Below are 23730 nucleotides of genomic sequence, written 5' to 3' on the forward strand. Positions count from 1 at the left end.
CTTGAGCGTATCTGAAAAACGTCTTTTACAAAGAGCGATTGATGAAATTACAGAAATTGCAGAAGGATTTGGTCTAGATTTTTATCCGATGAGGTATGAAATCTGTCCCGCGGAAATTATTTATACGTTCGGTGCATATGGAATGCCAACACGATTCAGCCACTGGAGCTTTGGGAAGCAATTTCATAAAATGAAGCTTCATTATGATTTAGGATTAAGCAAAATTTATGAACTGGTGATCAATTCAAATCCTTGCTACGCCTTTCTACTAGATAACAATACGCTCGTTCAAAATAAATTAATTGTGGCTCATGTATTGGCACACTGTGATTTCTTCAAAAATAATTGCCGTTTCCAAAACACAAAACGAGATATGGTCGAAAGCATGTCAGCAGCGGCAGAGCGGATCAAAGAATATGAGCATATCTACGGAACAAAAGAAGTCGAAGCCTTTTTAGATGCCGTATTGGCTATCCAGGAGCATATTGATCCGTCTCTTGTTCGATCAAAATTAAGCTGGAATATGGACGATGAAGAAAGTGAAGATGATAAACCAAAACGTCAAACGCCTTATGATGATTTGTGGGGAATGGATGAGCCGAAAATGCGTGAGAAAAAGAAAACCGTTAAGCAGTTTCCGCCAAAGCCTGAAAAGGATCTTTTACTCTTTATTGAAGCGCATTCCCGGGAGCTGGAGCCATGGCAGCGGGATGTTCTTACCATGCTGAGAGAAGAAATGCTCTATTTTTGGCCGCAGCTGGAAACAAAGATTATGAATGAAGGCTGGGCATCGTATTGGCACCAGCGGATTATGCGGGAGCTTGATTTGGATTCAAGTGAATCGATAGAATTTGCGAAATTAAATGCAGGTGTGGTGCAGCCATCTAAAACAGGCATCAATCCTTACTATTTAGGGCTGAAAATTTTTGAAGATATTGAAGAACGCTATAACAACCCATGTGAAGAATTAAAAAAAGCAGGGGTCACAGAAGGATCTGGCCGCAGTAAAATGTTTGAAGTCAGGGAAATTGAATCGGATATTTCTTTTATTCGAAACTACTTAACGAAAGACCTTGTGATGAGAGAAGACTTGTACTTGTTTCAAAAGCAGGGGAGAGATTATAAAGTCATTGATAAAGAATGGAAGGCGGTTCGTGATCAGTTAGTCAGTATGAGAGTGAATGGCGGCTTTCCGTATTTGACCGTGATCGATGGCGACTATTTAAAAAATAACGAACTTTATATCAAGCATTGGTATGAAGGCATTGAACTTGATCTGAAATACTTAGAAAAAGTCCTTCCGTATTTATATCAGCTGTGGGGAAGAAGTGTGCATATCGAGTCAGTTCTTGAAGGAAAAGAAGTGATGTTTTCTTATGATGGAAAAGGGGTTCATAGGAAATATCTCGCTTAATGATCATAAAAAAAGATGTCCTCAAACGGACATCTCTTTTATGTGACTGGGGCTGGATTAAATAGACACAAATCGTTATGAATCCCCCAATGATCGGCCCATGTTTCTTTCCGGCCGCTGGCGATATCTAGTATATAATGAAACAGGTCTGTACCGACTTCCTCGATTGTTGCTTCTCCGGTTGCAATACGGCCGGCATCAAAATCAATAAGATCCGGCCATTGTGTCTGTAAGCTGGTTTTCGTAGAAACTTTTATTACAGGTGCTGCTGCTAGGCTGTATGGACTTCCTCGTCCTGTTGTGAAAATTTGTACATTCATACCAGAGGCGAGCTGCAGTGTTCCGCAAACAAAATCGCTTGCCGGCGTTGCAGCAAATATCAGCCCTTTGGTGGCCGCTTTCTCACCAGGCCCAATCACACTAGATATTGGACTTGTGCCAGATTTGGCGATAGAACCAAGCGCCTTTTCTACGACATTGGATAAACCGCCTTTTTTATTTCCTGGGGAAGGATTTGCACTTCTATCTGCTTGACCTCTGCTTAAATAGTCATCGTACCATTTCATTTCCCGTATAAGTGCCTGCCTCGTTTCTTCATTCAAAGTTCTTGGAGTTAATAGGTGAATGGCATCACGCACTTCTGTCACTTCTGAAAAAAGAACCGTTGCTCCTGCTTTGACAAGGAGGTCTGCTGCATATCCAACGGCGGGGTTTGCTGTTACACCTGAGAATGCATCGCTTCCACCGCATTGTAAGCCTACCACTAAATCCGATACAGGACATGGGACGCGTGTCCGCCTATTGAGTTTCTTTAGTTTGTGCTCTGCAGCCTTCAGAATGGAGGTAATCATTGAAGAAAAGCCTGATTCCTCCTGTAATGTTAAAATATCGTCTTGCCGCTCTTCTGACACAATGCGTGATGGTATGAGTTTTTCACAGCCTAATCCAATGACGAGCACTTCTCCGCCAAAGTTCGGATGTGTGGCTAAGTTTTGGATGGTTCTGATCGGAATGACCGCATCTGGTGCATGAATGGCCACACCGCAGCCGTATTGGTGGTGGAGGGGAATTACGTCATCCACATTTGGATATTTCGGCAGCAGATCTTCCTTGATTTTTTTGACCGCATAGTCAAGAACCCCAACGACACATTGCACGCTTGTTGTAATCCCGAGAATATTTTTAGTACCAACAGAATGATCTGGATTTCGGTATCCCTGAAATTCATAACCATCAAGCTTTTTAAGCGGAGGATCGCTGTATGTTAGGCATGATAATTTGTCTAAAGGAGGAGGAGCTGGCATTTGAACGAGCTCTTCTTTCACCCAGCTTCCCTGTATGATGGTTTCGTTAGCGTATCCAATGATTTCACCATATCGCACAATTGGTGCATGCTGTTCAATTGTCTTAAGTGCAACTTTATGCCCTTGAGGGATGCGTTCAGTTAACGTCAATCCACTTGAAAAGCTGGTGCCAGCTGGTAGTCCGCCATCATTTACGATGATTGCTACATTATCCTTTGAACTTACCTGAATATATAGGGGTGCTTCCTTTGCTTTTTGATTCAAGAGATCACTCCTTTGAAAGCGTTGTCTTTTTAAGGGGAGAGGAAGCATATCCGCTTCCGTATCATGGCGTTTGATTTAATCCTTTTAAAATCTTATCACGTACAAACTTCAAATGTTCATGCATATGGAAGTGTGCTTGATATGGGTCTCTAAGCTGAAGAGCTTCATAAATTTTCTGATGATAATTAACGGTCACGTTTTTTTCTCGATAAGGAATTTGGCTGTCAATCTTGGCGTGTGATACTAAAAGCGCCTGAATCATGCCTTCAACAACTGGATTGTTTGCACTTAAGGCAATAATCCGGTGGAATTCTTTATCGGCTTCACCATAGTTGTTATCTGTACTTTCCTCAATCATTTCAATGGTTCTTTCTAATTTTTTTAATTCTTCATCACTAATTTTCTCAGCAGCAACGGTGACAAGGCCTAGTTCTAGTACCATACGAGCTTCTAGAATGGCTGGTAAATTATCTTGAGCCAGTGCGAGCATAACTGAAAATGGCTGATTGCTAATTTTATCATTAAAATATGTACCGCCTCGTGTTTTTCTAGTGATAACGCCTAATGTTTCAAGAGAACTTAAAGCTTCGCGCAACACAGGGCGGCTTACCGATAAAATATCCATGAGTTCCATTTCTGTTGGCAGTTTGTCACCAGCTTTTAATTGTCCGCTAGACAATAAATGAACGATACGTTCTATGACTTGTTTTGCTAATGTTTTTCGATTCACTGTTTCAAATTTAAGTTCATCCATACTTTCATTCACGAGTCATTCTCTCCCTTCAGTTGTTCAATTGTAAGACAAAATGAAGGGGAATACAATCATTTACAGTCAAACTACCGAATCAAACACGGTTTTTTCGGGTCGAATGTCCAGCCATTCATGAGATATTGCATCTGAATGGCATCATTTCTTGCACCAAGCTTCATTTGTTTATATAAACGGTTGGCTTCCTCTATCTTTTCTAGATCAATTTGAATACCCAGCCCGGGTTCTTGTGGCACTTTGACACGACCTTCTTTGATTGAGAGTGGGTTCTTGGTTAAATGCTGGCCATCTTGCCATATCCAGTGGGTATCAATCGCTGTTATATGACCTGGTGCAGCAGCGGCAACGTGTGTAAACATGGCCAGGGAAATATCAAAATGGTTGTTTGAGTGCGATCCCCAAGTCAAGCCGTTATCATGACACGTTTGAGCGACTCTAACTGAACCTTCCATTGTCCAAAAGTGCGGGTCCGCCAGTGGAATATCAACTGCATGTAATTGGATGGCGTGTGACAATTGACGGAAATCAGTTGCGATCATATTTGTAGCCACTTGAATGCCGGTAGCTCGTTTGAATTCGGCCATAATTTCTCTTGACGAGAATCCGTCTTCTGCTCCACATGGATCCTCTGCATATGCAAGCACATGTTGTTTTCCTTTGCAAAGCTGAATGGCTTCATCAAGAGACCACGCTCCATTAGGATCAAGTGTGATGCGCGCATTTGGAAAACGTTTTGAAAGAGATTCTACAGCTTCCATCTCTGCTTCCCCGGAAAAGACACCGCCTTTTAACTTGAAATCCTGAAATCCATAGCGTTCATAAGCCGCTTCAGCCAAACGGACAATGTCCATCGGTGTTAGTGCTTTTTGACGCCTTAGCCGGAACCAGCTGCAAGATGAATGATCTTCTTTCAAATAGGGGAGAGGGGTTTTCATTTGATCCCCTATGTAAAATAAATACCCAAGCATGTCAACGACCTGTCTTTGTTGACCTGTTCCTAATAAAGAGGCAACCGGTTCTTCTAAAAATTGACCTAATAAATCCAAGAGAGCCGCCTCTATCGCTGTAACAGCATGTATTGTTGTCCGTAAGTCAAAGGTTTGATTGCCTCTCCCGCTTCTATCGAGGTCTTGATATGTTTGCTGCACCGATTGCAGGATGGCATGATATTGCCCAATTGGTTTTTGGAGGACAAGTCTGGCGGCTTTTTCAAGTGTTTGTCGAATGTTTTCACCGCCGGGAACTTCTCCGACTCCTTGACGGCCGCTGCTGTCTGTTAGTATGACAACATTTCTTGTGAAAAAAGGTCCATGCGCTCCGCTTAGATTCAAAAGCATACTGTCATAGCCGGCAACAGGAATCACCTTCATGTCAGTAATGTAAGGGAGATTGTTTGCTCGTTCCTTTTTGACTTCTTTTAAGTATTGATTCATATAAATCCTCCTTTATATAAAGCGCTTTCAAATAGAGCTGGATGGGACTTGGGCCGGAGGTGTTGAAGGGGGTTCTTTTAACTTCACACGTTTAATGGGACCCACAAGGAATAAATAACTTAAGATTGCAATAACGGCATTACTGCCGACAAAGACGAGCGCACCACTGAAAGAGCCTGTCGCATTGACAATATATCCAATGATAATGGGTGTTGTAATGGATGCAATGTTGCCAAAGGTATTAAATAAACCGCCGCTTAACCCGGCACATTCCTTTGGGGAGGTATCTGATACAACGGCCCAGCCAAGTGCACCGAATCCTTTTCCAAAGAAAGCAAGCGACATAATCGCAACAACAATCCATGAAGATTCTGTATAGTTGCAGATGATCATACTGCATGAAAGAAGCATGCCGATAATAATGGGTGTCTTTCGTGCGAAAGTAAGCGATTTCCCGCTTTTTAATAAAAAATCGGATAACAAGCCGCCAAGGATTCCGCCTAAAAAACCGCAGAGAGCTGGCAGGGAAGCAACAAAACCTGCTTCGAGAATGGACATTCCTTTTGCTTGAACAAGATACACAGGAAACCACGTCAAGAAAAAATAAGTGAGGGTGGTAATGCAATATTGAGCAATATAAACCCCAATTAACATCCGATTTGAAAGTAATTGTTTCACGTATGGCCATTTGGATTCTTTGTTTTGCTGGCTCTTTTCATCGTCCATTGAGGTCAAAGCCCCGCCTTTTGATATGTAATCGAGCTCTGCTGCGTTAATTTTCGGGTGTTGTTTTGGATTATAGACGGTTTTTATCCAAAGAAAAGACAGCAAAATACCGAGGATTCCCATAACAACAAAAACAGAATGCCATCCTAAAGAATGTGTAAGCCAGCCCATAATTGGAGAGAAAATGACAAGCGCAAAATACTGAGCTGAATTAAAGAAAGCAGAAGCTGTTCCACGTTCAGAACTAGGAAACCATGCAGCCACTACACGGCTATTGCCTGGAAAGGAAGGAGCTTCCGCCAGCCCTACTAAAAATCGCAGGGTAAAAAGGAGAATAATCGCAGTACCCGCTGTAAAAAAACCTATGGCACCTTGAAACAATGTAAACAAAGACCAAAAGAAAATACTGCAGGCAATCACCATTTTAGAACCGAATTTATCCAATAAATAACCGCCAGGCAATTGGCCAATGACATATGCCCAGCCAAAAGCAGAAAAGACATAACCCATTGATACAGAGCTAAGACCAAGGTCATGTTGAACAGAATCTCCAGCAATAGAGAGGGTAGCACGATCTGCATAATTGACAGAAGTGACAAGAAACAGCATGAAGACGATAAACCAGCGGACAGACGTTTTTTTATCAGTTTGTGAAGCATGGAAGAGGTTATTTATCATCATTTCTTCTCCTTTTCTAAAATAGAGAATTGAGGAGGGCAGATGCCCTCTCAAATGCTTCAATTTTACGATTTAATGAAAACGGTTTGAATGGCTGTAAAGAATTCCTTTGCCGCTTCTCCTTGTTCACGAGAATGAGAGCTTGATTGTTTCATTCCACCAAATGGTGCCTGTAACTCTACACCAGCACTTTCTGCATTAATTCTAATGAGCCCAGCTTGGATATTCTGAATAAAGGACAGCATACGACCGATATTTTGTGTGAAAATAGAAGCGCTTAAGCCAAAAACCACATCATTGGCAATGTGAAATGCTTCATTGATATCTTGCACTTTGATTAAAGCAATGACAGGACCAAATATTTCTTCTTGAGCGATGGTCATGTCTGAGGTGACATGTTCGAAAATAGCAGGCTCAATAAAATAACCATTCTGATAATCACCATCTGTTAATGGTTCCCCGCCAAAAAGGAGGGTGGCACCTTCTTTTTTTCCAGTTTCAATATAGGAAAGGCATTGATCAAGCTGCTGTTTGCTTGCGATCGGACCCATCCATACGTCTTTTTTTAAACTGTCCCCAATAGTGATCTCTTGCGTTTTTTGAACGAGTTTTTCTTTAAAGGCATCATAGATGTCTTCTTGGACAATGACTCGGCTCGTTGCTGTACATTTTTGTCCAGTTGACCGGAAGGCTCCTGTAATGGCTGCTTCTACCGCAAGATCAAGATCCGCATCATTGGCTACGATAACGGGGTTTTTTCCTCCCATTTCAAGCTGATACTTAATCCCGCGATCAAAGGCTTTTTGACCGATGGCTTTACCCGTTGCATTTGATCCAGTAAATGTAATTCCTTGGATATTTGGATGTTCAATCATTCCTTGACCTACGACAGCTCCCGATCCTGTGACCATATTGACTACTCCTTTTGGAAGGTGGGCATCTGCAAAGCAGGCCATGATTTTTGCGCAAGTAACGGCAGTTTCTGTCGCAGGTTTAATGACGACCGTGTTCCCATAAATGAGTGCAGGAGCCATTTTCCAAATAGGGATGGCAATAGGGAAATTCCAAGGAGAGATGATGCCTACAACACCTAATGGAACTCTTTTAGTGAACATGAGTGCCTCTCGGTCAGTAGAAGGGATGACATCGCCTTCTTTGCGCATTCCTTCGCCGGCATAGTAGCGGAGAATGGCTACACCGCGTGCCGCTTCTCCTTTTGCCTCAGGCAGAGTTTTACCCATTTCTTTTACAGCAGTAATGGCAATGTCATCGAGACGTTCTTCCAGCAAATCAGCTGCTTTATAAAGATATTGTCCTCGTTCTGCACCTGATAAATCTCGCCACATCGTCTTTGCTTCATGAGCTGCAGTGATGGCTGCGTTTACATCTTCGAGACTTGAGCGCTGCACATATCCAGCAGCCTCCTCTTTGTCGGCAGGATTTTGAATGGGGATCACTTCTCCTGTGGAAGCCTTTACCCATTCACCATTGATATAATTGAAGTACGTTTTTTGTTTCACTGAAGTGGACATAATATGAGCTCCTTTCTTTCGTTAATTCACAGCCGCTTTTTTCGGGAAGCGTTCCATTGCGTGCTGTAAAATGTTCTCTAGTTCTTGATAGTGTTCTTTTTCTACAGGAACAACAGGCGGTCTTGCTGAATTGCGGACAGAATGTCCCATGATGTTCATGCCGGCTTTAATGAGTGAGACGGCATAGCCCTTTCTCTGTTGGCGAATCCGGTTAATCGGTAGAATAACAGTTGTGTAAATGTCCTTGACCGTTTCTTGATCACCCGTTTTTAGTGCGTGATAAAACATTCTTGAGATGTGCGGGATATAATTAGAAATTGCGGAGGAATAAGAATGAAAACCAATCGGTAAGTAAGCCGGCATTGTGACCTCTGCCATAGGCAATCCATTTATATAGCTGAGCCTGCTGCCTATTGTATAGGAAAGATTCACGTTTAAATCCATATCACCGACCCCATCTTTTACACCAACAAGCTGTTCAAAAGAAGTGAGCCGTTTGATTTGCTGCACAGAAAGAACAGCATTATCTCGTTGATATAAGATGGCATTTAGGTTTGTACTTTCTATAATGGTTTTGGCGTATTCATATAGTCCTTCTTGTTCACCATGAATTAAATAAGGAGGGAGTAATAAGTAACCGTCAACGCCTTTTTCCTCGGAAATTTTCGCCCACTCCAGTGCAGTATTTAAATTTCCGCCAACTCCTGAATAAACAGGAACTTGACCACCGGCAGCTGCAAGTGCCACATCAATCATTTGCTCGTACTCTTTTTGACTTATAGACTGAAATTCTCCCGACCCACATGCAATAAAAATGGCATCGAGCCCTTCGTCTAGTAAGAATTGAATGTTTTGAAATAGTGCTTCCTCAGAAAGCTGACCATTTGCTTGAAAAGGAGCGATAGGAAAACCTAATATGCCTTCTGGTGCTCTTCTACCTTGAATCATAGCTAAAAACCTCCTGTAATTTGTTAAAAAGAAAGGTAAGCGCTACCAAAAACTCTTTTGTTTAATTGTAAGACAAATAAACAATTTGTCAATATCTTTATTTTCAGAAATTTCAACTGGAAGATTGAACAATAAAAAGAGCAGGCATTTTCTACACCTGCTCTTACAATGTTCTTCGTTTTATTGATGAAGTAATTTAAAGATATGTTTCGCTTGATCTGTATTTTCCATCAGACCTTTTAGCTGCTGGCTTGTTGGGCCATACGCAAAGAATGGCACTTCGTCACCGGTATGACCAGATGTTGTCCAGCCTGTATGTGATCTCGTGTTGATCACTTCTTCAATCGCATCATCAATTTTAACAGTATCCTTTGTTTCAGCGGCCTTTTGAATAGATGCTGTTTCTTCTTTTGTGAAATCAAGATTGATATATTTTTTCAGCGCTGACTCAACAGTCATGCCGCTGACAATTTTGTTTGCGATAAAGTCAGGCGTTTTTTTCGCTGCTTTTACCGGTTTGTAATCCCAGCTGCCTGAACCGTCTGCTCCGAAGGAAAGTCCGCCAGTTGAATGATCTGCGGTCGTGATGACTAACGTGTTTTTATCCTTTTTCGCAAAACGAATCGCTTCTTCAAATGCTTTTTCAAAATCCTTCATTTCGCTCATTGCACTGACAATATCATGATCATGACCAGCCCAGTCAATTTGACTGCCTTCGACCATAAGGAAAAATCCTTTTTTGTTTTTAGACAGCTGTTTGATAGCTGAGGATGTCATATCTTGCAGGGAAGGGGTCGTTTGATCACGATCAATGGCTTTATCGAGACCTCCATCAGCAAAAATGCCTAACACTTTTTCATTTTTGTTTTTTTGTAAGGCGGCTTTATTGGTGACATAATCATAACCGGCTTGTCTGAATTCCTTCGTCAGATCACGATCCTTTCGGACAAAATCGACAAGTCCTCCGCCAAGCATGACATCGACTGTATGCTGTTTTCCGATTTTCTCATCGAAGAAGTCATCAGCGATGGCTGCAGTGTTTTTCCTAGACACATCGTGAGCGGCATACGCAGCAGGCGTAGCATTTGTTAATTCAGATGTCACGACAAGACCCGTCGATTTTCCCTTTCGTTTGGCTTCTTCTAAAACGGTTTTTAGTTTTTTGCCGTTTTTGTTTACACCAATGGCATTGTTGTATGTCTTTTTACCAGTGGCCATGGCTGTACCAGCTGCTGCTGAATCGGTAATGTTACTTTTAGAGTCGTCAGGGTATGTTTTATGCATGCCAGTGAGGTAAGGGTCAAACGCTGTTTGCTTTGAAAGGTCACCGTTGTGTTTAAATGAGCGGTAAGTTGAAAGATAAGGTGTTCCCATGCCATCTCCAATCAGCACGATCACATTTTGCACGTCATTTTTCGGCTTCTTTTTAGCCTCAGCTTTGTCAGCTTGTCCAAATTCAATCCCTGAAAAAATGCCAATCGATAGCACAGATGCTGCTGCCACTGCAGCAATTTTCGTTTTCGAGCTTTTCAACACACTCATTCATTTTGCCTCCTCATTGTTTATGTATCGCTCTTACGTTTACAATGGTAGAGCAGAAGTGTGGATTCCTCTTTACAGCACCGTAAAGTTCACTTTAAAATTGTAAAGGTCCACTTTACATAGAATGAACCAAAAAGAGAAATGAATGTATCATTTATCCATGACAAGATGCGATTATTTTGTCATGATTGTGTAATAAAAATGAAATAAAAAGAACCCTAAAAAAAAATAAATTTTGCCGAATTAATAAGCATAATGTCGTAGGAAGTCAAGACTATTTCTTCTGGTATTTGATCCTTATAATAGGGAGTAGATAAAAATTCGGATCAGATAGATACATACAGGAGGAACAAATGAAAAAACAATTGATCACAGCTGCAAGTGCAGTTCTACTTGGGACGACATTATTTGCCGGCGCTGCCTCAGCACAATCAGTAAAAGTTCAAAAAGGTGACTCTCTTTCTGTTCTAGCGAAAAGATACAAAACAAGCGTGAGCAAAATTAAATCAGACAATAAGCTGAAATCTAACGTGATTTATGTTGGACAAACCTTAAAAGTGAATGGCACTTCTTCGAAAAAAGCAGTGAAGACATCAAAAACAACAACAAAAGTAAAAACGGCTTCAGCAACTGCCACTCATAAAGTTGTCAAAGGTGATACATTATCTAAGATCGGCAAAAAATACGGGATGACTGTGAAAGAGTTGAAATCGTTAAATAAACTTAAAACAGACCTCATTAAAATCGGGCAAAAGCTAAAGGTGAAAAAGACGTCTAAAGTAAAGGCGAAACCTGTGAAAGAAAAAACAGTCTCTACTTCTTCCTTAAACACGTCTAAGCTCATAGCAGATGCTAAAGCGCAAAACGGTACTCCATATAGATGGGGTGGAACGACACCGAAGGGCTTTGATTGCAGCGGATTTATGTGGTATATCATTAACAAACAAAAAAAGATTTCAAGACAAACAACTGAAGGTTTCTGGGGATCGATGAAAAGTGTATCCAAACCAAAGGCTGGAGATTTTGTCTTCTTTACAACGTATAAATCGGGTCCATCTCACATGGGTGTCTACCTTGGGAACAATAAGTTTATCCATGCTGCTTCTGACGGTGTAACGATCAGTGATATGACATCAAGCTATTGGAAGCCTATTTATCTTGGAGCGAAAACATTTGTAAACTAATTCATTTTAAGAGACTGCTATGAAGCAGTCTCTTTTTTCATATATCATTTGTGCCGCAGAACTGGTCTTTTTCTCATAGATCACTATCGGTCTAAAGGCTTTAAAATAACATAATTGTGACCCCGCTTTTAAAAAAAGGGTCTTATTTTTGTTGAATAATAAGTATATGAAAAAAATATAATCTTCCATGTTGTATCATAAATAGAGGGAGACAAACTATCAATTGAATAAGGATTGAAGAAAATCTAACCGTTTTATTGACAATATTTTCGTTGATATATAAGAATTTCCACTCTATTTTTTAAAAAAGTGTTTTCATTTTTTAATTTTCATATATAATAATTTTACGCCACCAATTTATTGCGCTAAATTTAATCTAAATATTCAGAAAATATTGTGAATTATATGAATGTGGCGTCTTTAGACTGATACTAAGTTTTGGGAGTGATGGTATGAGCAATTCGTTGTTTAGAAAAAAGAGCATTTCAGAGCTCATTGCGGCAACACAAGGGGAAAAAGCATTAAAAAAGGAATTGGGTTCATTTGATTTAACCATGCTGGGCATTGGAGCCATTATCGGGACAGGGATATTTGTTCTAACAGGTACAGGAGCCGTCACTGCGGGGCCAGGACTTGTGCTATCATTTGTCATCGCAGGTCTTGCTTGTTTGTTTGCAGCACTGTCATATGCGGAATTTGCTTCAACAGTGCCTGTATCAGGGTCTGTGTATACATTTACGTACGCATCAATGGGGGAATTTCTAGCATTCATCATTGGCTGGGATTTAATATTAGAATATATGCTGGCCGCTAGTGCCGTTTCAGCGGGCTGGTCAGGCTATTTTGTGTCTTTTTTAAATGGGATAGGGATTCATATACCAGTTGAGTTAACAGCAGCTCCAGGTGGTTTAAAGGGGCAAGTGACATATTTTAATCTTCCAGCATTTATTATTTTAATGGTCATCACCTTCCTGCTGTACTTTGGTATTAAAGAATCAAAACGAGTAAATAACATCATGGTTATTATGAAAATTGCTGTGATTCTGCTCTTTATTTTAGTCGCTGTGAAATATGTAAAACCTGAAAACTGGACACCATTCGTTCCATTTGGGACATCAGGGGTCTTAAGTGCAGCAGCCCTAGTATTCTTTGCATTTATCGGGTTTGATGCAGTTGCTTCTGCGGCAGAGGAGACAAAAAATCCATCACGCAACCTGCCTAGAGGAATTATTACTTCTTTATTGATTTGTACGCTGCTTTATGTCGTTGTCAGTGCGATTATGACGGGCATCGTTCCTTTTATGAATTTTGAAGGAGTATCACATCCAGTGTCTCTCGTTTTACAAGTAGCCGGACAAAACTGGGTGGCTGGTATTGTGGATGTCGGAGCGATTCTAGGGATGACAACCGTGATGCTTGTCATGCTGTACGGCCAGACACGCGTGATGTTTGCTATGTCTCGTGATGGCTTGGTGCCAAAGGTATTATCAAAAGTTCACCCAAAGCATAAAACTCCTTACATCAATACATTGTTCTTCGGTACATTGTCAGCATTAATGGGTGGATTTATTCCACTTGATGAGCTGGCAAGTTTAGTGAACATCGGGACACTTTCAGCATTCATTTTGATATCAGTGGCGGTCATTGTGATGAGAAAAACGCAGCCGGACTTACCGAGAGCCTTCAGATGCCCGGCAGTTCCGCTTATTCCGATCTTAGCTATTCTATCTTGCGGATTGCTCATTTATAAGCTTGGTGCAATCACCTTTGTACGTTTCTTAATCTGGCTTGCCATTGGGCTGGTTGTGTATTTCTTATATTCAAGAAAGCATTCAGAATTGAATAAAAAATAAATGAAAAAAGCCCGTGATGCTTGGCATTAGTCAAGTAACACGGGCTTTTGCTTTTGAGTGCTGATTAAAAACCTAATTGAAGATCGACATCGATTGATACGATGGCATAGACACAAACAATGACAAAGATATTCAGTACGACACCGAGGAAACCTGGACCCGTACGGCCTTTTTTAATGAACAGTTCAATAATGCCAAATGGAACTGCGGCCATTGCAAAAGGAAGCATTTGAAAAGAATAAAATGTCACGTTGCTGATAATGGCGAGGTTTAGCATGAGCAGGGATAATATCGCTGTGCCGACAGAAATCCAGCCAAATACATTATGCTCTTTAAAAATTCTTACCAATTCCATAATTCCACCTCGCTCACTTTTGCCGTTTTAATGCGTTTTGTCTTTACAAATTTCTCAATCTCTTTTGAAGGCCCAGTGACCACAGAGCCATAAACCGTGACGCCATTTTGATCGATATAGCGTATACGATTAGACAGGTCAAGATCAGGTCTGCCAGAGATCGTTGTTGCCCATGTCGGGTGCTGATTAACATAAGCAAGGGCATCTTTGAATTGATCTACCTCAGTTTTTGATGTGTGCTGAAGCTCTTTTAAAAATTCAGAGTCCTTCCCAGGAAAGCCGATTGGCCGCTGATTTCCACTTAATGAATCCTCTGTTTTAATCGCATTCCACAGCACTTTCATATCGTATTTTTTAGCAAAGGAATAAACATCCTTTGGTGTGTAAGCTCTGTCATAGGATACATACACTTCACTTACTGTTCCTTCAGGAAGCTTGTCTAACGTAGTGAGTGTTTGTTTTTTTGAGGCATCTGCCTGCGCCGAAGGATGGGTAAAGAAACCCTCCGTTTCGCGTGCGCTGTCACCATAATAAGAGATGGTAGGCTGCTTTAATTTATCGAAAAACATCTCGATTTGTTCGCTGCCAATAGCTTCTGTTTTATTGCCAATTTGCTTTTGCAGCTTCAATTCGGTGTTCATCCCAAAAAGTTTGACCTGACCTTTTAAATCCTTCATATCAATGGCCACGTTTGGTTTGGTTAAAGCGACGGTGACAGCTGCTGTTTCCATGAAGTGATTGCCTTTGCTCTCGGCGCCGCCAACGCCGTAGTATAAATAACTTCCTAATGTACAAAGCGGTAAAATAATGAGTGTCGATATGACAGCAAGTACGGAAATACGTAAATATGACTTTCTTTTTCCGTATTGTAAAATGGCTTTTTGCTTCTCAGGACTGATGGAAAAATCTGTCCAATCTGAGTCGTTCAGTTCCTGGCTTAAGCGTTTTTCGTTTTCTTCAAGTTCTTCTTCAAACGCTATCATTTCTTCCTCATTCATCTCACCATTATTATATTGTTCCCATCGCTTGTTAAACTCTTCATTCATCATTAACACCTCTGTTGTAAAGTGCTTTTAGGCGCTGCCTTGCACGAAATAAAACACTTTTAAAATTTGCTTCAGTAATATTCATGACCTTGGATGCTTCCTTGTAATTTAGCTCTTTTAAATAATACAATGTCAACGCTTCCTTGTAGTTATCTGGAAGCTGCTCCAAATACATGGTGAGAACTTCCTTTATTTCAACCTGTTCAGCAGGGCTTTGTACAGACGTTTGTAAAAGACCGCCAATGAGGTCATCCGATATGGTCACTTCTTTTTTATGTTTCCTGACATAATCAATAAAAGCATTTCGTGCCACCTGAAATAACCAAGGTTTCACTTTGCTATGGTCGTAGGAATGAATATGTATATACGCACGCATAAAGGTTTCCTGCAATAAGTCTTCTGCCAAATGTTTGTCTTTTGTCATGGAGAGCAGAAACCTGTAAACATCGTTCATATACATTTGATAAATTTCATCGATCGTCACTGATTTTTCTCCCCTCTATGTTATACACGCATAAGAAAGGCATAAAGTTGCACGAAACTTCTCATTACCGTACATTACTCATTTCTTTCGCCGAATCAAAATCATTTCTCCTTATCATAGCGAAATTTGCATCATTTATAAAGTATTTTCAATAGAACAAATCAGGAAAAAACATCGAAAAACGACAAAATTGGACACAATTCCTATTCTATTCTCCCCTAAAACCTTGTGCTTGAATACAGTCAGAACGTTCATTTTAAACGAAAAAAATAGGGAGGATTGGACTGCGTACAAATTTTTAGTACCAGGTAATAAAAAATTTGTTATAATAGAGACAAATCCTTCATTCTTCAAACAAAGGAAGTGCACTATGTATAAATTTTCAGGCTATACCGTCAAATTATTATTTGGTCTCCGAGGTGGAATCAAAGTATATCAAAAAGAGAATCTGCCAACTGATCGGGGTTTTGTCATTGCTTGTACACATGAGGGTTTTGTGGATGTTCTTGCATTAGGCGCAGGAATTCTTCCGTTTGAGATCCACTACATGGCGAAAAAAGAATTGTTTGCAAATAAATGGATCGGTGGATTTTTAAAAAAGATTCATGCCTTTCCAGTTGATCGAGAGAATCCTGGGCCAAGCAGTATTAAAACGCCCATTAAATTATTAAAAGAGGGAAAGATCGTTGGGATTTTTCCAAGCGGCACACGTACTACAGAGGATGTTCCTTTAAAAAGAGGAGCGGTTACCATTGCGCAGCTCGGTAAAGCGCCAATTGTTCCAGCCGCATACAAAGGACCTTCAAATGCGAAAAGCCTTTTCAAAAAAGGGAAAATGCGCTTAATCATCGGTGAACCGATTGAGCTGTCTGAATTTGACCATCTGCCGCCAAAAGAAAGATTAGGTGCCATGACAGAAGTATTAAACACAAGAATCAAAGAGCTAGAAGCTCAATTAATGGAAAAGGCATAAGAAAAACGACCGCTTGCTTAGGCAAGGGTCGTTTTTGTCTTAAGAAGCGCCTTCTTCAGCTGCTTCTAATAACTGTTCATTTAACTTTTTTACTTCGATGTATGCCACATGGTGTCCATCGACTTCATTAATAATAAATTCATAGCCTTGTTCACGAATGGCGTCATTTTTCTCTACTTCATATTTCTGAGTAAGGAACCAGCCGCCGATTGTGTCGACCTCTTCATTATCAAGCTGTATACCTAATAGCAGGTTGACTTGATCAACAAGAACCTTGCCATCAAAGATGTAATGGTCTTCTCCAAGTTTACGCACTTCGTTGATTTCATCAATGTCGAACTCATCACGAATTTCACCAACGATTTCTTCAAGGATGTCTTCAACAGTGACAAGACCTGCTGTACCGCCATATTCATCTGATAAAATGGCCATGTGTACACGTTCACGCTGCATTTTGAGCAGTAAATCATGAACAGGAACCGTTTCAATCACATGAATAATCGGATTTACAAACTTTTCGATCGTATCGCTTGTAGAGCACTCACCGCTAATGCAGGCAGTGAGAACCTCTTTAATGTTAAGAACACCGATAATGTTGTCTTTGTCGCCATCTTCAATTGGATAACGTGTATATTTCTCTACCTTTGTTACCTTCAGCATTTCCTCAATGGTAATATCATATGGGAAGCTGACAACTTCGGTACGAGGAATCATAATTTCTTTCGCCAGACGGTCATCAAATTCGAAAATTTTATTTACATATTTGAATTCAGACTGGTTAATCTCGCCGCTCTTATAGCTCTCTGATAAAATAATCCGCAATTCTTCCTCAGAGTGCGCCATGTCATGCTCAGATACTTGCTGAAGACCGAACGCTTTCGTTAACAAACGAGCAGATCCATTTAATACCCAAATAAACGGGAACATCACTTTGTAAAAGATCATCAGTGGTCTAGCAAAAAGAAGGGATACTTGCTCAGCCTTTTGAATGGCGAGTGTTTTCGGTGCAAGTTCTCCAACGACAACGTGTAAAAACGTCATGATACTAAACGCAATAATAAAAGTGACAATAGAACTAGCTGATTGAGGAATGGACAGCTCTGCAAAGAGCGGCGCAAGCATATGCGCAATTGTTTCTTCCCCTAACCAACCAATACCAAGGGCGGTAATGGTAATACCAAGCTGACAGGCTGATAGGTACTCATCAAGATGAGTCGTTACATGCTTGACAGCAACTGCTGTTTTATTACCTTCTGCGATTAACTGATCAATTCTTGAGCTTCTTAAGCGAATGATCGCAAACTCTGATGCAACGAAAAACGCGGTTAAAGCTATAAGTAAAGCGACTATGAGTAAATTAACTATGTCCAATTAAGGCCTTCGTTCTGACTTTGAGAACGAAGGTAACACCTCCTGTTTAGTAAAAATTTTAACTTAACAGCAGTAAAAATGATTGGACAGCCGTCATTTTTTCAGGAGTAAGCTGCTCTTTTAGTTTTTCACGTTGTTCTGGCTGAAGCTGCTTACAACGTGCCAAAATGCGGTCCATATGCTCATTCATCCGATCGATATCAGAGGTTAAATGGACAAGTTCATCATGATCTTCCTTTTGAGAAGGGAATTGTTCATCTAATCTGGATTTGATGTCAGCAAGAGCCAATCTCTGCTGTTTGCAAAGAACGATTAATTGTAATCGTTTTAAAGCATATTCATCGTAATAACGATAATTTGAGCAAGATCTAACAGGCGCAAGCAAACCTAGATTTGTATAATAATCTACAGTTCGTTTCGTCACCTGTGCAATCTGTGCTAGTTCACCAATACGATACTTTTTCTCAGCCCCATCTGAACATCTCCTCCTAACCGTCACGTTATAGTTTATGAAAATAGTTTAATATAATTCTAGTCTGAAACACAAGTTAATTGTTCATATTTCCTGCCAATAAGAAGAAACAGAGGAGGATTTCCCTCAATTTAGTCAGTCATGTCAAAAACAGCATGATGATACAGGAATTTTCAGATTATTTATGGTAAGATAAAATGAATACCGTTTCATATATATGTAGAGAGGCGGAATTTTACGTGAACCGGAGGTGGTTAAGTGGGGCCCTCAATGTAGTCTTATTTAATCAGTTAACCGTTTTGCAAAACATAACATCATCAATCAGGAGGTGACTCCTTGTTCTTCTAAGAAAGAGCAAGGTTAAATGGACGATATTGTTAATCTGAGTATAGTCGGTGTTTTGATTGCTTTAACAGCTTTCTTTGTTGCATCTGAATTTGCCATAGTAAAGGTGAGAAGTTCAAGAATTAATCAGCTTGTTGCCGAAGGGTCCAAAAAGGCCATCATGGCGAAAAAGGTGACATCAAGGCTAGATGAATATTTGTCAGCCTGTCAGCTCGGTATTACAGTGACATCCCTTGGTTTAGGGTGGATTGGTAAGCCGGCTGTGAAAGAACTTTTGGTTCGAGGTTTTGGTTTGACAAACATTCCTGATTCAGCAATCAGCCTGATCTCAGCAACACTTGCGTTCTCTATTATTACCTTTTTGCATGTAGTTGTAGGTGAGCTTGCACCAAAAACGCTTGCCATTCAAAAGGCGGAAAAAATGACGCTATGGCTGTCTGGCCCGCTGCATGCATTTTATATCCTTATGTTCCCTTTCATTTATGTGTTAAACGGATCAGCCCGTTTGCTAACTAAAATGATGGGCATCGATATGGGGTCTGAAAAAGAACATTCCCATTCTGAAGAGGAATTGAAGATTTTATTATCTGAGAGCTTAAAAAATGGGGAAATCAACCCATCAGAATATAATTATATGAACAAGATTTTCGATTTCGATAATCGAATTGCCAGAGAGATCATGATACCGCGGAGAGAAATTTGTGCGATTCCAGAAGATATGCCGTTAGATGATATCCTCGCCATCATGACGCAGGAAAAGTATACACGTTTCCCTGTTTTTTCAGGAGATAAAGACCATGTCATCGGCATGCTGAACAAAAAGCAGCTCTTTGCAGATCTTGTGTATCAAGGAGAAAAAGATCAACTGAAAATTCAAGATTATATATATCCAGTGATTGAGGTCATCGACACGATTCCTATTCAAGAGCTTCTCGTTAAGATGCAGCGTGATAGAATGCATATGGCGATCTTAACTGACGAATATGGCGGAACGTCTGGACTTGTCACAACGGAAGATATTTTAGAAGAGATTGTCGGAGATATTCGAGATGAATTCGATGAAGATGAGCAGCCAGTTATTCAAAAAAGAGCCGATCATCATTATGTTTTAGATGGCAAAGTGAGATTAGATGAAGTTCAAGATTTGATCGAGATCTCTTATCATGATGAGGAAATTGATACAATCGGCGGACTCATCTTAAAAGAGAATATTGATATCAGAGAAGGACAATCCGTCTATCTTGATGATATTCGAATGAAAGTGCTGGAAATGGATGGACGCTACGTTAAAAAGATCGATTTGAAAAAAGGCGTCACATCGTCAGAAAAAGGCAGCGCACGCACTGGGCTTGATATAAAGGAGCCGCTTTTAGTAAACGAAATGACCTTGAGCGAAAAATAAGCTCAAGGTTTTTTTAGGTATTTAGTCTCTTTTATACGAATATGTGTTCGGTATATAATAAGAACAAACGTTCGATAGAGGGGGACGGACATGCTTTGGTATGAAACAGCAAGTATCACGGAGAAAAAAACCTCAATGAAACGAATTGAGTTTCATTTAAAGAATTTCAAAAATTATCAAGCAGCAATCTTAAATATCGAAAGGCAGCTTGAAAAAAGAAGCCCGCATCATCTCGACCACATAACACGGAAAAAGTTAGAAGAACAAAAAAGTCAGTATGAACTCATCGTTGCTTGTATTGAAACGGCATTAAAAGAGTTGGACGAAATAGAGCAGCAGCTCATCGATTACAAATATTTTCGAGATTGGCGGATGGCAAAGTGTGCAATGGAAATTGGCTATAGTGAAAAAACACTCTTTTTGATGAAGCGCCAGCTCATGGATCAGCTGCTCATCAGCTTAGCCGCCATTACCAATATTTAAAAAAGATGCTGTCCTATTTGATAAAACGCAGCAAAGAGACATAAAGACCCGATGATTGTGACCAGCAAGTAGACAGCAAGAAGTCCAATTTGCCGCTCATGCAGCATGGACGCAGCTTCTACACTAAATGTAGAGAATGTTGTAAAACCACCGAAAAACCCAGTACCAATGATCATAAGCAGCGGATCATTGTCAGACACTGCACCTGTCAGTAAACCTAAACCGGCAGCGCCGAGTAAGTTGATGAGAATAATACTATACGGAAAACGAGTATGAAACTTGGTTTTCTGAATCGATTGACTGAGGAAAAAACGAAGGGCACTGCCCATCCCGCCGGCAACAGCTGTATAAAATACAATCATTTATCTGCTTCCTTTCGGCTGCTCATTTTGTTGAAAGAGGCGCTGAGCGGTGATCAGTCCACATAAGGCAGCGCCCACTCCAGCAATCACTGAGAGTAGAATGTACATGATACTTGATGTGAACAGTCCATCCTGTAATAAGAGAACCGTTTCTTTAGAAAAAGTGGACATTGTCGTAAAACCACCGCAAAATCCTGTTCCGATCAATGCAGCAAGATATTTTTTTCCTTTCCGAAACATAAAATATCCTGTTGAAAAGCCAAGAAACAGACTGCCTGTCATGTTTTCAATCAGTGTTGCATAGGGGAATGTCTGGCTGACAACGGATTGGCTAAGTTCATATCTGCAAAGGGTACCAACCAATCCACCGATAAATACGGCGAGATATGCTTTCATTTAATCATTTCTCCTTTAGAAAAAATGGCGGGTGATCCGTCACCACTCCATTAATGAGGTATGTTTTCATCCTGTCGGCTGTTTTTTGATCTTTCACTGTCCATATAAAGACATCCATTCCAAATGAGTGGATGCGGTCAATCCACCATCTGTTGATCATCGTTTTCTTCATATTAAGGCAATTCGCAAAGGAGCTGTACTCCGCTAATTTCCTTTTCGTCAGTTTAAAGGCAGAGGGTTTTATAATAAAAGCTGTTCGAAGAGAAGGGGCGTAAGCTTTGACTCTTTGAAGTGCATTGGCATCAAAAGATTGAACCATGATGTGACGGGAATAGGCAAACCGGTTGATGATGTCGACAACTGCCTTTTCAATCCCAATCTGCCGTTTTGGATGCTTGATCTCAATCAGTATCCCGACACGATGAGTGTACCTTTTAAGAATTTCCTGTAAGGTGGGAATTCGTTCGTTGGCGTACTGTGAATCAAACCAGCTTCCTGCATCCAGTTTCTTCAGCCGATCAAGTGTATAACTTTTCACTAAGCCGCTTCCGTTAGTTGTTCGATTAACGGTATCATCATGGATGACGGCTACGTGCTGATCCATTGTCAGCTGGACGTCTAACTCAATATAATCCGCACCTTGCTGAACAGCTAAATCAAATGCGGCGATTGTATTTTCTGGGGCAGCGCTTGAAGACCCTCTATGCGCGATAATATACACATGCTCCAGCTCCTGACATAAGTTCTGGTCTTATCATATCAAATTTTTGCTGTTTTTCCTTCTTTACTATATGGAACGAGGGAGAGCTGTATGTAATGGAACATGGCGTGTGGTGAGAAAGCATCGTGTATAAAAGGTGAAAAGTTGCAGGAATATCCCAAGCTCTTATTGAGTAAATCTGAACTACATCATTTTTTCTTCGATCAATTTTGTCCAAATCGTCAGCGTTCGTCAAAATATTAGTGCTTTCGTCATGTTGACTGAAAATTCTGATGTTTTATAATGATGAAAAGGAGGCGAGATGATTGGGTAAAGGGAGAATTAGAGTGGAAGAACGTATTAAGGCTGAAACGGATGCTGAAATGTTTAAAGCGACTCTCCTTGATCAGGCTCAGAAGAAAAAGTAGTTTGCTGCCCGTCGATATGTCTCTAGCCAAAATTTCATATTTGAACTTCATGCCTCGGGATCAGTCCCGAGGCTTTTTATGTAGAGGTCAGACATTTAAGAGAGGACATGAACGAAGGTTATATTATAAACTAGAGAGGATTGTTTTAAAGGAGAGAGACAGACATGTTTACACAAAAATGGATGGATACATATTTTACAATAGATATTGCGATCCAAATTGGTATTAGCCTTTGTATTTTATTGCTTTTTTTATTGCTTCGGAAAGTATTTACGAAGTATTTATTTCAGCTTCTGTTTAGGCTGACGAATCGGTCTAAAACGGAGGTCATTAACCAAATTGTTGTGGCATTTGAAAAACCAGCCAGGCTGTTTTTCGTGGCACTTGGTTTATATTTTGCGTTAAGACAGGCACCATACTTTGAGCATCATATGGATATCATCATTAAATTGTATAGATCTTCTATTATATTAATGCTGACGTGGGGGCTTTGTAATTTAACCGCTGCATCTTCTTTCTTGTTTCAAAAGGTCAATTCGAAATTTGAATTAGATATGGATGATATTTTAGCACCATTTTTATCAAAGGTACTTCGTTTCATTATTATTGCACTGAGTATTAGCGTCATTGCTCAAGAATTTAATTATGACGTAAATGGACTTGTGGCAGGGCTTGGTCTAGGTGGTTTAGCATTTGCGCTCGCTGCTCAGGATACAGTGGCTAACTTTTTTGGAGGGATAGTCATCATTACGGAGAAGCCTTTTACGATGGGCGACTTTGTGGAGACACCAAGTGTACTTGGGACTGTGGAGGACATTACATTTCGAAGCACAAGGTTTCGAACACCTGCTGAAGCCGTCGTGACCGTTCCGAATTCTACGCTTTCTAAGGAGCCAATCACAAACTGGACAAGAATGAATAAACGTCAGATTACGTTCTCTGTTCGCGTTTCCTACAATACACCAAAGGAAAATATTGATCAGTGTATTAAGCGTCTCAAACAGATGCTTCACGAACATGATGGGGTGCATAAAGAGACGATTATGGTAAATCTCGATGTACTGGCAGACAGCTATTTGAACTTGTTTTTCAACTTTTACACAAATACGACAGCTTGGTCTGAAAACCTTGATATTAAGCAGGATATTAACTATCGCATCATAGATATTTTCCACGAGGAAGGCGTAGAATTTGCTTTCCCTGGTCAGGCCATTTATATGAAACAAAAAGGTGAGAAGCAGCTGGGTGAATAAAGGAGGAATGGTG

23 protein-coding genes are annotated in these 23730 nt (G+C 40.4%); 8 read left to right on the forward strand and 15 right to left on the reverse strand.

The window, feature by feature from the left end; translation table 11 throughout:
• The first annotated feature begins 1 nt into the window (after nucleotide 1).
• A complete protein-coding gene (locus NST65_RS04660) occupies nucleotides 2–1414 on the forward strand; it encodes a SpoVR family protein (protein WP_041116958.1) in 1413 nt (470 codons plus the stop codon).
• Between the two features lie 38 nt (nucleotides 1415–1452).
• Here NST65_RS04660 and garD read toward each other — a convergent pair whose 3' ends face one another.
• The 7 genes from garD to NST65_RS04695 all read right to left on the reverse strand — a co-directional run bounded on the left by garD (nucleotide 1453) and on the right by NST65_RS04695 (nucleotide 10610).
• Nucleotides 1453–3030 carry a galactarate dehydratase gene (gene garD / locus NST65_RS04665; RefSeq protein ID WP_342489329.1) on the reverse strand — a complete coding sequence of 526 codons (1578 nt, stop codon included), beginning with the start codon at nucleotides 3028–3030 and terminating at the stop codon, nucleotides 1453–1455.
• A gap of 13 nt (nucleotides 3031–3043) precedes the next feature.
• Complete coding sequence (locus NST65_RS04670) at nucleotides 3044–3748, reverse strand: FadR/GntR family transcriptional regulator (RefSeq protein WP_034282256.1); 705 nt, start codon at nucleotides 3746–3748, stop codon at nucleotides 3044–3046.
• A 71-nt stretch (nucleotides 3749–3819) separates the two neighbouring features.
• Nucleotides 3820–5184, reverse strand: a complete 1365-nt coding sequence (locus NST65_RS04675; protein ID WP_061109608.1) for an enolase C-terminal domain-like protein — start codon at nucleotides 5182–5184, stop codon at nucleotides 3820–3822.
• Between the two features lie 27 nt (nucleotides 5185–5211).
• A complete protein-coding gene (locus NST65_RS04680) occupies nucleotides 5212–6588 on the reverse strand; it encodes an MFS transporter (protein WP_046310382.1) in 1377 nt (458 codons plus the stop codon).
• A 65-nt stretch (nucleotides 6589–6653) separates the two neighbouring features.
• Nucleotides 6654–8120, reverse strand: coding sequence for an alpha-ketoglutaric semialdehyde dehydrogenase GucD (gene gucD, locus NST65_RS04685; RefSeq protein WP_034282252.1), 1467 nt, complete (start codon nucleotides 8118–8120; stop codon nucleotides 6654–6656).
• Nucleotides 8121–8141: 21 nt separating this feature from the next.
• Nucleotides 8142–9068 (reverse strand): 5-dehydro-4-deoxyglucarate dehydratase, encoded by a 927-nt coding sequence (kdgD, locus tag NST65_RS04690; RefSeq protein ID WP_046310385.1) that lies wholly within the window; start codon nucleotides 9066–9068, stop codon nucleotides 8142–8144.
• A 180-nt stretch (nucleotides 9069–9248) separates the two neighbouring features.
• The gene (locus NST65_RS04695) at nucleotides 9249–10610 is read right to left on the reverse strand and encodes an alkaline phosphatase (RefSeq protein ID WP_046310387.1); all 1362 of its coding nucleotides are present in this window, start codon (nucleotides 10608–10610) and stop codon (nucleotides 9249–9251) included.
• Nucleotides 10611–10963: 353 nt separating this feature from the next.
• Here NST65_RS04695 and NST65_RS04700 point away from each other — a divergent pair, with 353 nt between their 5' ends.
• Nucleotides 10964–11794, forward strand: coding sequence for a C40 family peptidase (locus NST65_RS04700; RefSeq protein ID WP_041116968.1), 831 nt, complete (start codon nucleotides 10964–10966; stop codon nucleotides 11792–11794).
• Nucleotides 11795–12246: 452 nt separating this feature from the next.
• Nucleotides 12247–13647, forward strand: a complete 1401-nt coding sequence (locus NST65_RS04705) for an amino acid permease (RefSeq protein WP_024425289.1) — start codon at nucleotides 12247–12249, stop codon at nucleotides 13645–13647.
• Nucleotides 13648–13711: 64 nt separating this feature from the next.
• Here NST65_RS04705 and NST65_RS04710 read toward each other — a convergent pair whose 3' ends face one another.
• Genes NST65_RS04710 through NST65_RS04720 form a run of 3 tightly spaced genes read right to left on the reverse strand, consistent with a single transcriptional unit; the run spans nucleotide 13712 to nucleotide 15532 of the window.
• On the reverse strand, nucleotides 13712–14002 hold the full coding sequence (locus NST65_RS04710) for a hypothetical protein (protein WP_024425288.1): 291 nt from the start codon (nucleotides 14000–14002) through the stop codon (nucleotides 13712–13714).
• Entirely contained in the window at nucleotides 13990–15048 is a 1059-nt protein-coding gene (locus NST65_RS04715; RefSeq protein ID WP_046310389.1) for an anti-sigma factor, read from the reverse strand. The genes NST65_RS04710 and NST65_RS04715 overlap by 13 nt, the downstream gene beginning before the upstream one ends.
• Nucleotides 15041–15532, reverse strand: coding sequence for a sigma-70 family RNA polymerase sigma factor (locus NST65_RS04720; protein ID WP_024425287.1), 492 nt, complete (start codon nucleotides 15530–15532; stop codon nucleotides 15041–15043). Before NST65_RS04720 ends, NST65_RS04715 begins: the two co-directional genes overlap by 8 nt.
• Nucleotides 15533–15902: 370 nt before the next feature.
• On the opposite strand from NST65_RS04720, the gene NST65_RS04725 reads away from it, so the two are divergent.
• Nucleotides 15903–16505: a 1-acyl-sn-glycerol-3-phosphate acyltransferase gene (locus NST65_RS04725; protein WP_024425286.1), complete on the forward strand. Its 603-nt coding sequence runs from the start codon at nucleotides 15903–15905 to the stop codon at nucleotides 16503–16505.
• Between the two features lie 39 nt (nucleotides 16506–16544).
• On the opposite strand, the gene NST65_RS04730 is transcribed toward NST65_RS04725, so the two are convergent.
• The gene (locus tag NST65_RS04730) at nucleotides 16545–17876 is read right to left on the reverse strand and encodes a hemolysin family protein (protein ID WP_034282244.1); all 1332 of its coding nucleotides are present in this window, start codon (nucleotides 17874–17876) and stop codon (nucleotides 16545–16547) included.
• 58 nt (nucleotides 17877–17934) lie between these two features.
• Entirely contained in the window at nucleotides 17935–18375 is a 441-nt protein-coding gene (locus tag NST65_RS04735) for a MerR family transcriptional regulator (protein ID WP_111927056.1), read from the reverse strand.
• A gap of 337 nt (nucleotides 18376–18712) precedes the next feature.
• Between NST65_RS04735 and NST65_RS04740 the strand changes: the two genes are divergently transcribed.
• Nucleotides 18713–20095, forward strand: coding sequence for a hemolysin family protein (locus NST65_RS04740; RefSeq protein WP_041116973.1), 1383 nt, complete (start codon nucleotides 18713–18715; stop codon nucleotides 20093–20095).
• A gap of 90 nt (nucleotides 20096–20185) precedes the next feature.
• Nucleotides 20186–20578, forward strand: coding sequence for a hypothetical protein (locus tag NST65_RS04745; RefSeq protein ID WP_046310392.1), 393 nt, complete (start codon nucleotides 20186–20188; stop codon nucleotides 20576–20578).
• On the opposite strand, the gene crcB (NST65_RS04750) is transcribed toward NST65_RS04745, so the two are convergent.
• From crcB (NST65_RS04750) to NST65_RS04760, 3 genes are read right to left on the reverse strand one after another with little or no spacing between them, the layout of a single operon-like run.
• The gene (crcB, locus tag NST65_RS04750) at nucleotides 20575–20940 is read right to left on the reverse strand and encodes a fluoride efflux transporter CrcB (RefSeq protein WP_034282241.1); all 366 of its coding nucleotides are present in this window, start codon (nucleotides 20938–20940) and stop codon (nucleotides 20575–20577) included. The two genes, NST65_RS04745 and crcB (NST65_RS04750), sit on opposite strands and share 4 nt — an antisense overlap.
• Nucleotides 20941–21336 carry a fluoride efflux transporter CrcB gene (crcB, locus tag NST65_RS04755; RefSeq protein ID WP_046310394.1) on the reverse strand — a complete coding sequence of 132 codons (396 nt, stop codon included), beginning with the start codon at nucleotides 21334–21336 and terminating at the stop codon, nucleotides 20941–20943.
• Nucleotides 21337–21340: 4 nt separating this feature from the next.
• The gene (locus NST65_RS04760) at nucleotides 21341–22057 is read right to left on the reverse strand and encodes a glycerophosphodiester phosphodiesterase family protein (RefSeq protein WP_046310396.1); all 717 of its coding nucleotides are present in this window, start codon (nucleotides 22055–22057) and stop codon (nucleotides 21341–21343) included.
• Nucleotides 22058–22362: 305 nt separating this feature from the next.
• Here NST65_RS04760 and NST65_RS04765 point away from each other — a divergent pair, with 305 nt between their 5' ends.
• Nucleotides 22363–22464 (forward strand): YhdX family protein, encoded by a 102-nt coding sequence (locus NST65_RS04765; protein ID WP_017360338.1) that lies wholly within the window; start codon nucleotides 22363–22365, stop codon nucleotides 22462–22464.
• Nucleotides 22465–22628: 164 nt separating this feature from the next.
• Entirely contained in the window at nucleotides 22629–23717 is a 1089-nt protein-coding gene (locus NST65_RS04770; protein ID WP_111927058.1) for a mechanosensitive ion channel family protein, read from the forward strand.
• Nucleotides 23718–23730: the final 13 nt, after the last annotated feature.

Origin of the sequence: Bacillus sp. FSL P4-0248 (assembly GCF_038593305.1) — a bacterium.
Lineage (GTDB): Bacteria > Bacillota > Bacilli > Bacillales > Bacillaceae > Bacillus > Bacillus safensis.

Excerpts from the sequence above, each read along its gene's own strand:
- NST65_RS04770 (WP_111927058.1), top strand. The coding sequence starts at position 22,629 with ATGTTTACACAAAAATGGATGGATACATATTTTACAATAGATATTGCG.
- NST65_RS04715 (WP_046310389.1), bottom strand. The coding sequence starts at position 15,048 with ATGAATGAAGAGTTTAACAAGCGATGGGAACAATATAATAATGGTGAG.
- NST65_RS04695 (WP_046310387.1), bottom strand. The coding sequence starts at position 10,610 with ATGAGTGTGTTGAAAAGCTCGAAAACGAAAATTGCTGCAGTGGCAGCA.
- crcB (WP_046310394.1), bottom strand. The coding sequence starts at position 21,336 with ATGAAAGCATATCTCGCCGTATTTATCGGTGGATTGGTTGGTACCCTT.
- crcB (WP_034282241.1), bottom strand. The coding sequence starts at position 20,940 with ATGATTGTATTTTATACAGCTGTTGCCGGCGGGATGGGCAGTGCCCTT.
- kdgD (WP_046310385.1), bottom strand. The coding sequence starts at position 9,068 with ATGATTCAAGGTAGAAGAGCACCAGAAGGCATATTAGGTTTTCCTATC.
- NST65_RS04710 (WP_024425288.1), bottom strand. The coding sequence starts at position 14,002 with ATGGAATTGGTAAGAATTTTTAAAGAGCATAATGTATTTGGCTGGATT.
- NST65_RS04740 (WP_041116973.1), top strand. The coding sequence starts at position 18,713 with ATGGACGATATTGTTAATCTGAGTATAGTCGGTGTTTTGATTGCTTTA.
- NST65_RS04745 (WP_046310392.1), top strand. The coding sequence starts at position 20,186 with ATGCTTTGGTATGAAACAGCAAGTATCACGGAGAAAAAAACCTCAATG.
- NST65_RS04705 (WP_024425289.1), top strand. The coding sequence starts at position 12,247 with ATGAGCAATTCGTTGTTTAGAAAAAAGAGCATTTCAGAGCTCATTGCG.
- NST65_RS04725 (WP_024425286.1), top strand. The coding sequence starts at position 15,903 with ATGTATAAATTTTCAGGCTATACCGTCAAATTATTATTTGGTCTCCGA.
- gucD (WP_034282252.1), bottom strand. The coding sequence starts at position 8,120 with ATGTCCACTTCAGTGAAACAAAAAACGTACTTCAATTATATCAATGGT.
- garD (WP_342489329.1), bottom strand. The coding sequence starts at position 3,030 with ATGCTTCCTCTCCCCTTAAAAAGACAACGCTTTCAAAGGAGTGATCTC.
- NST65_RS04680 (WP_046310382.1), bottom strand. The coding sequence starts at position 6,588 with ATGATAAATAACCTCTTCCATGCTTCACAAACTGATAAAAAAACGTCT.
- NST65_RS04675 (WP_061109608.1), bottom strand. The coding sequence starts at position 5,184 with ATGAATCAATACTTAAAAGAAGTCAAAAAGGAACGAGCAAACAATCTC.
- NST65_RS04700 (WP_041116968.1), top strand. The coding sequence starts at position 10,964 with ATGAAAAAACAATTGATCACAGCTGCAAGTGCAGTTCTACTTGGGACG.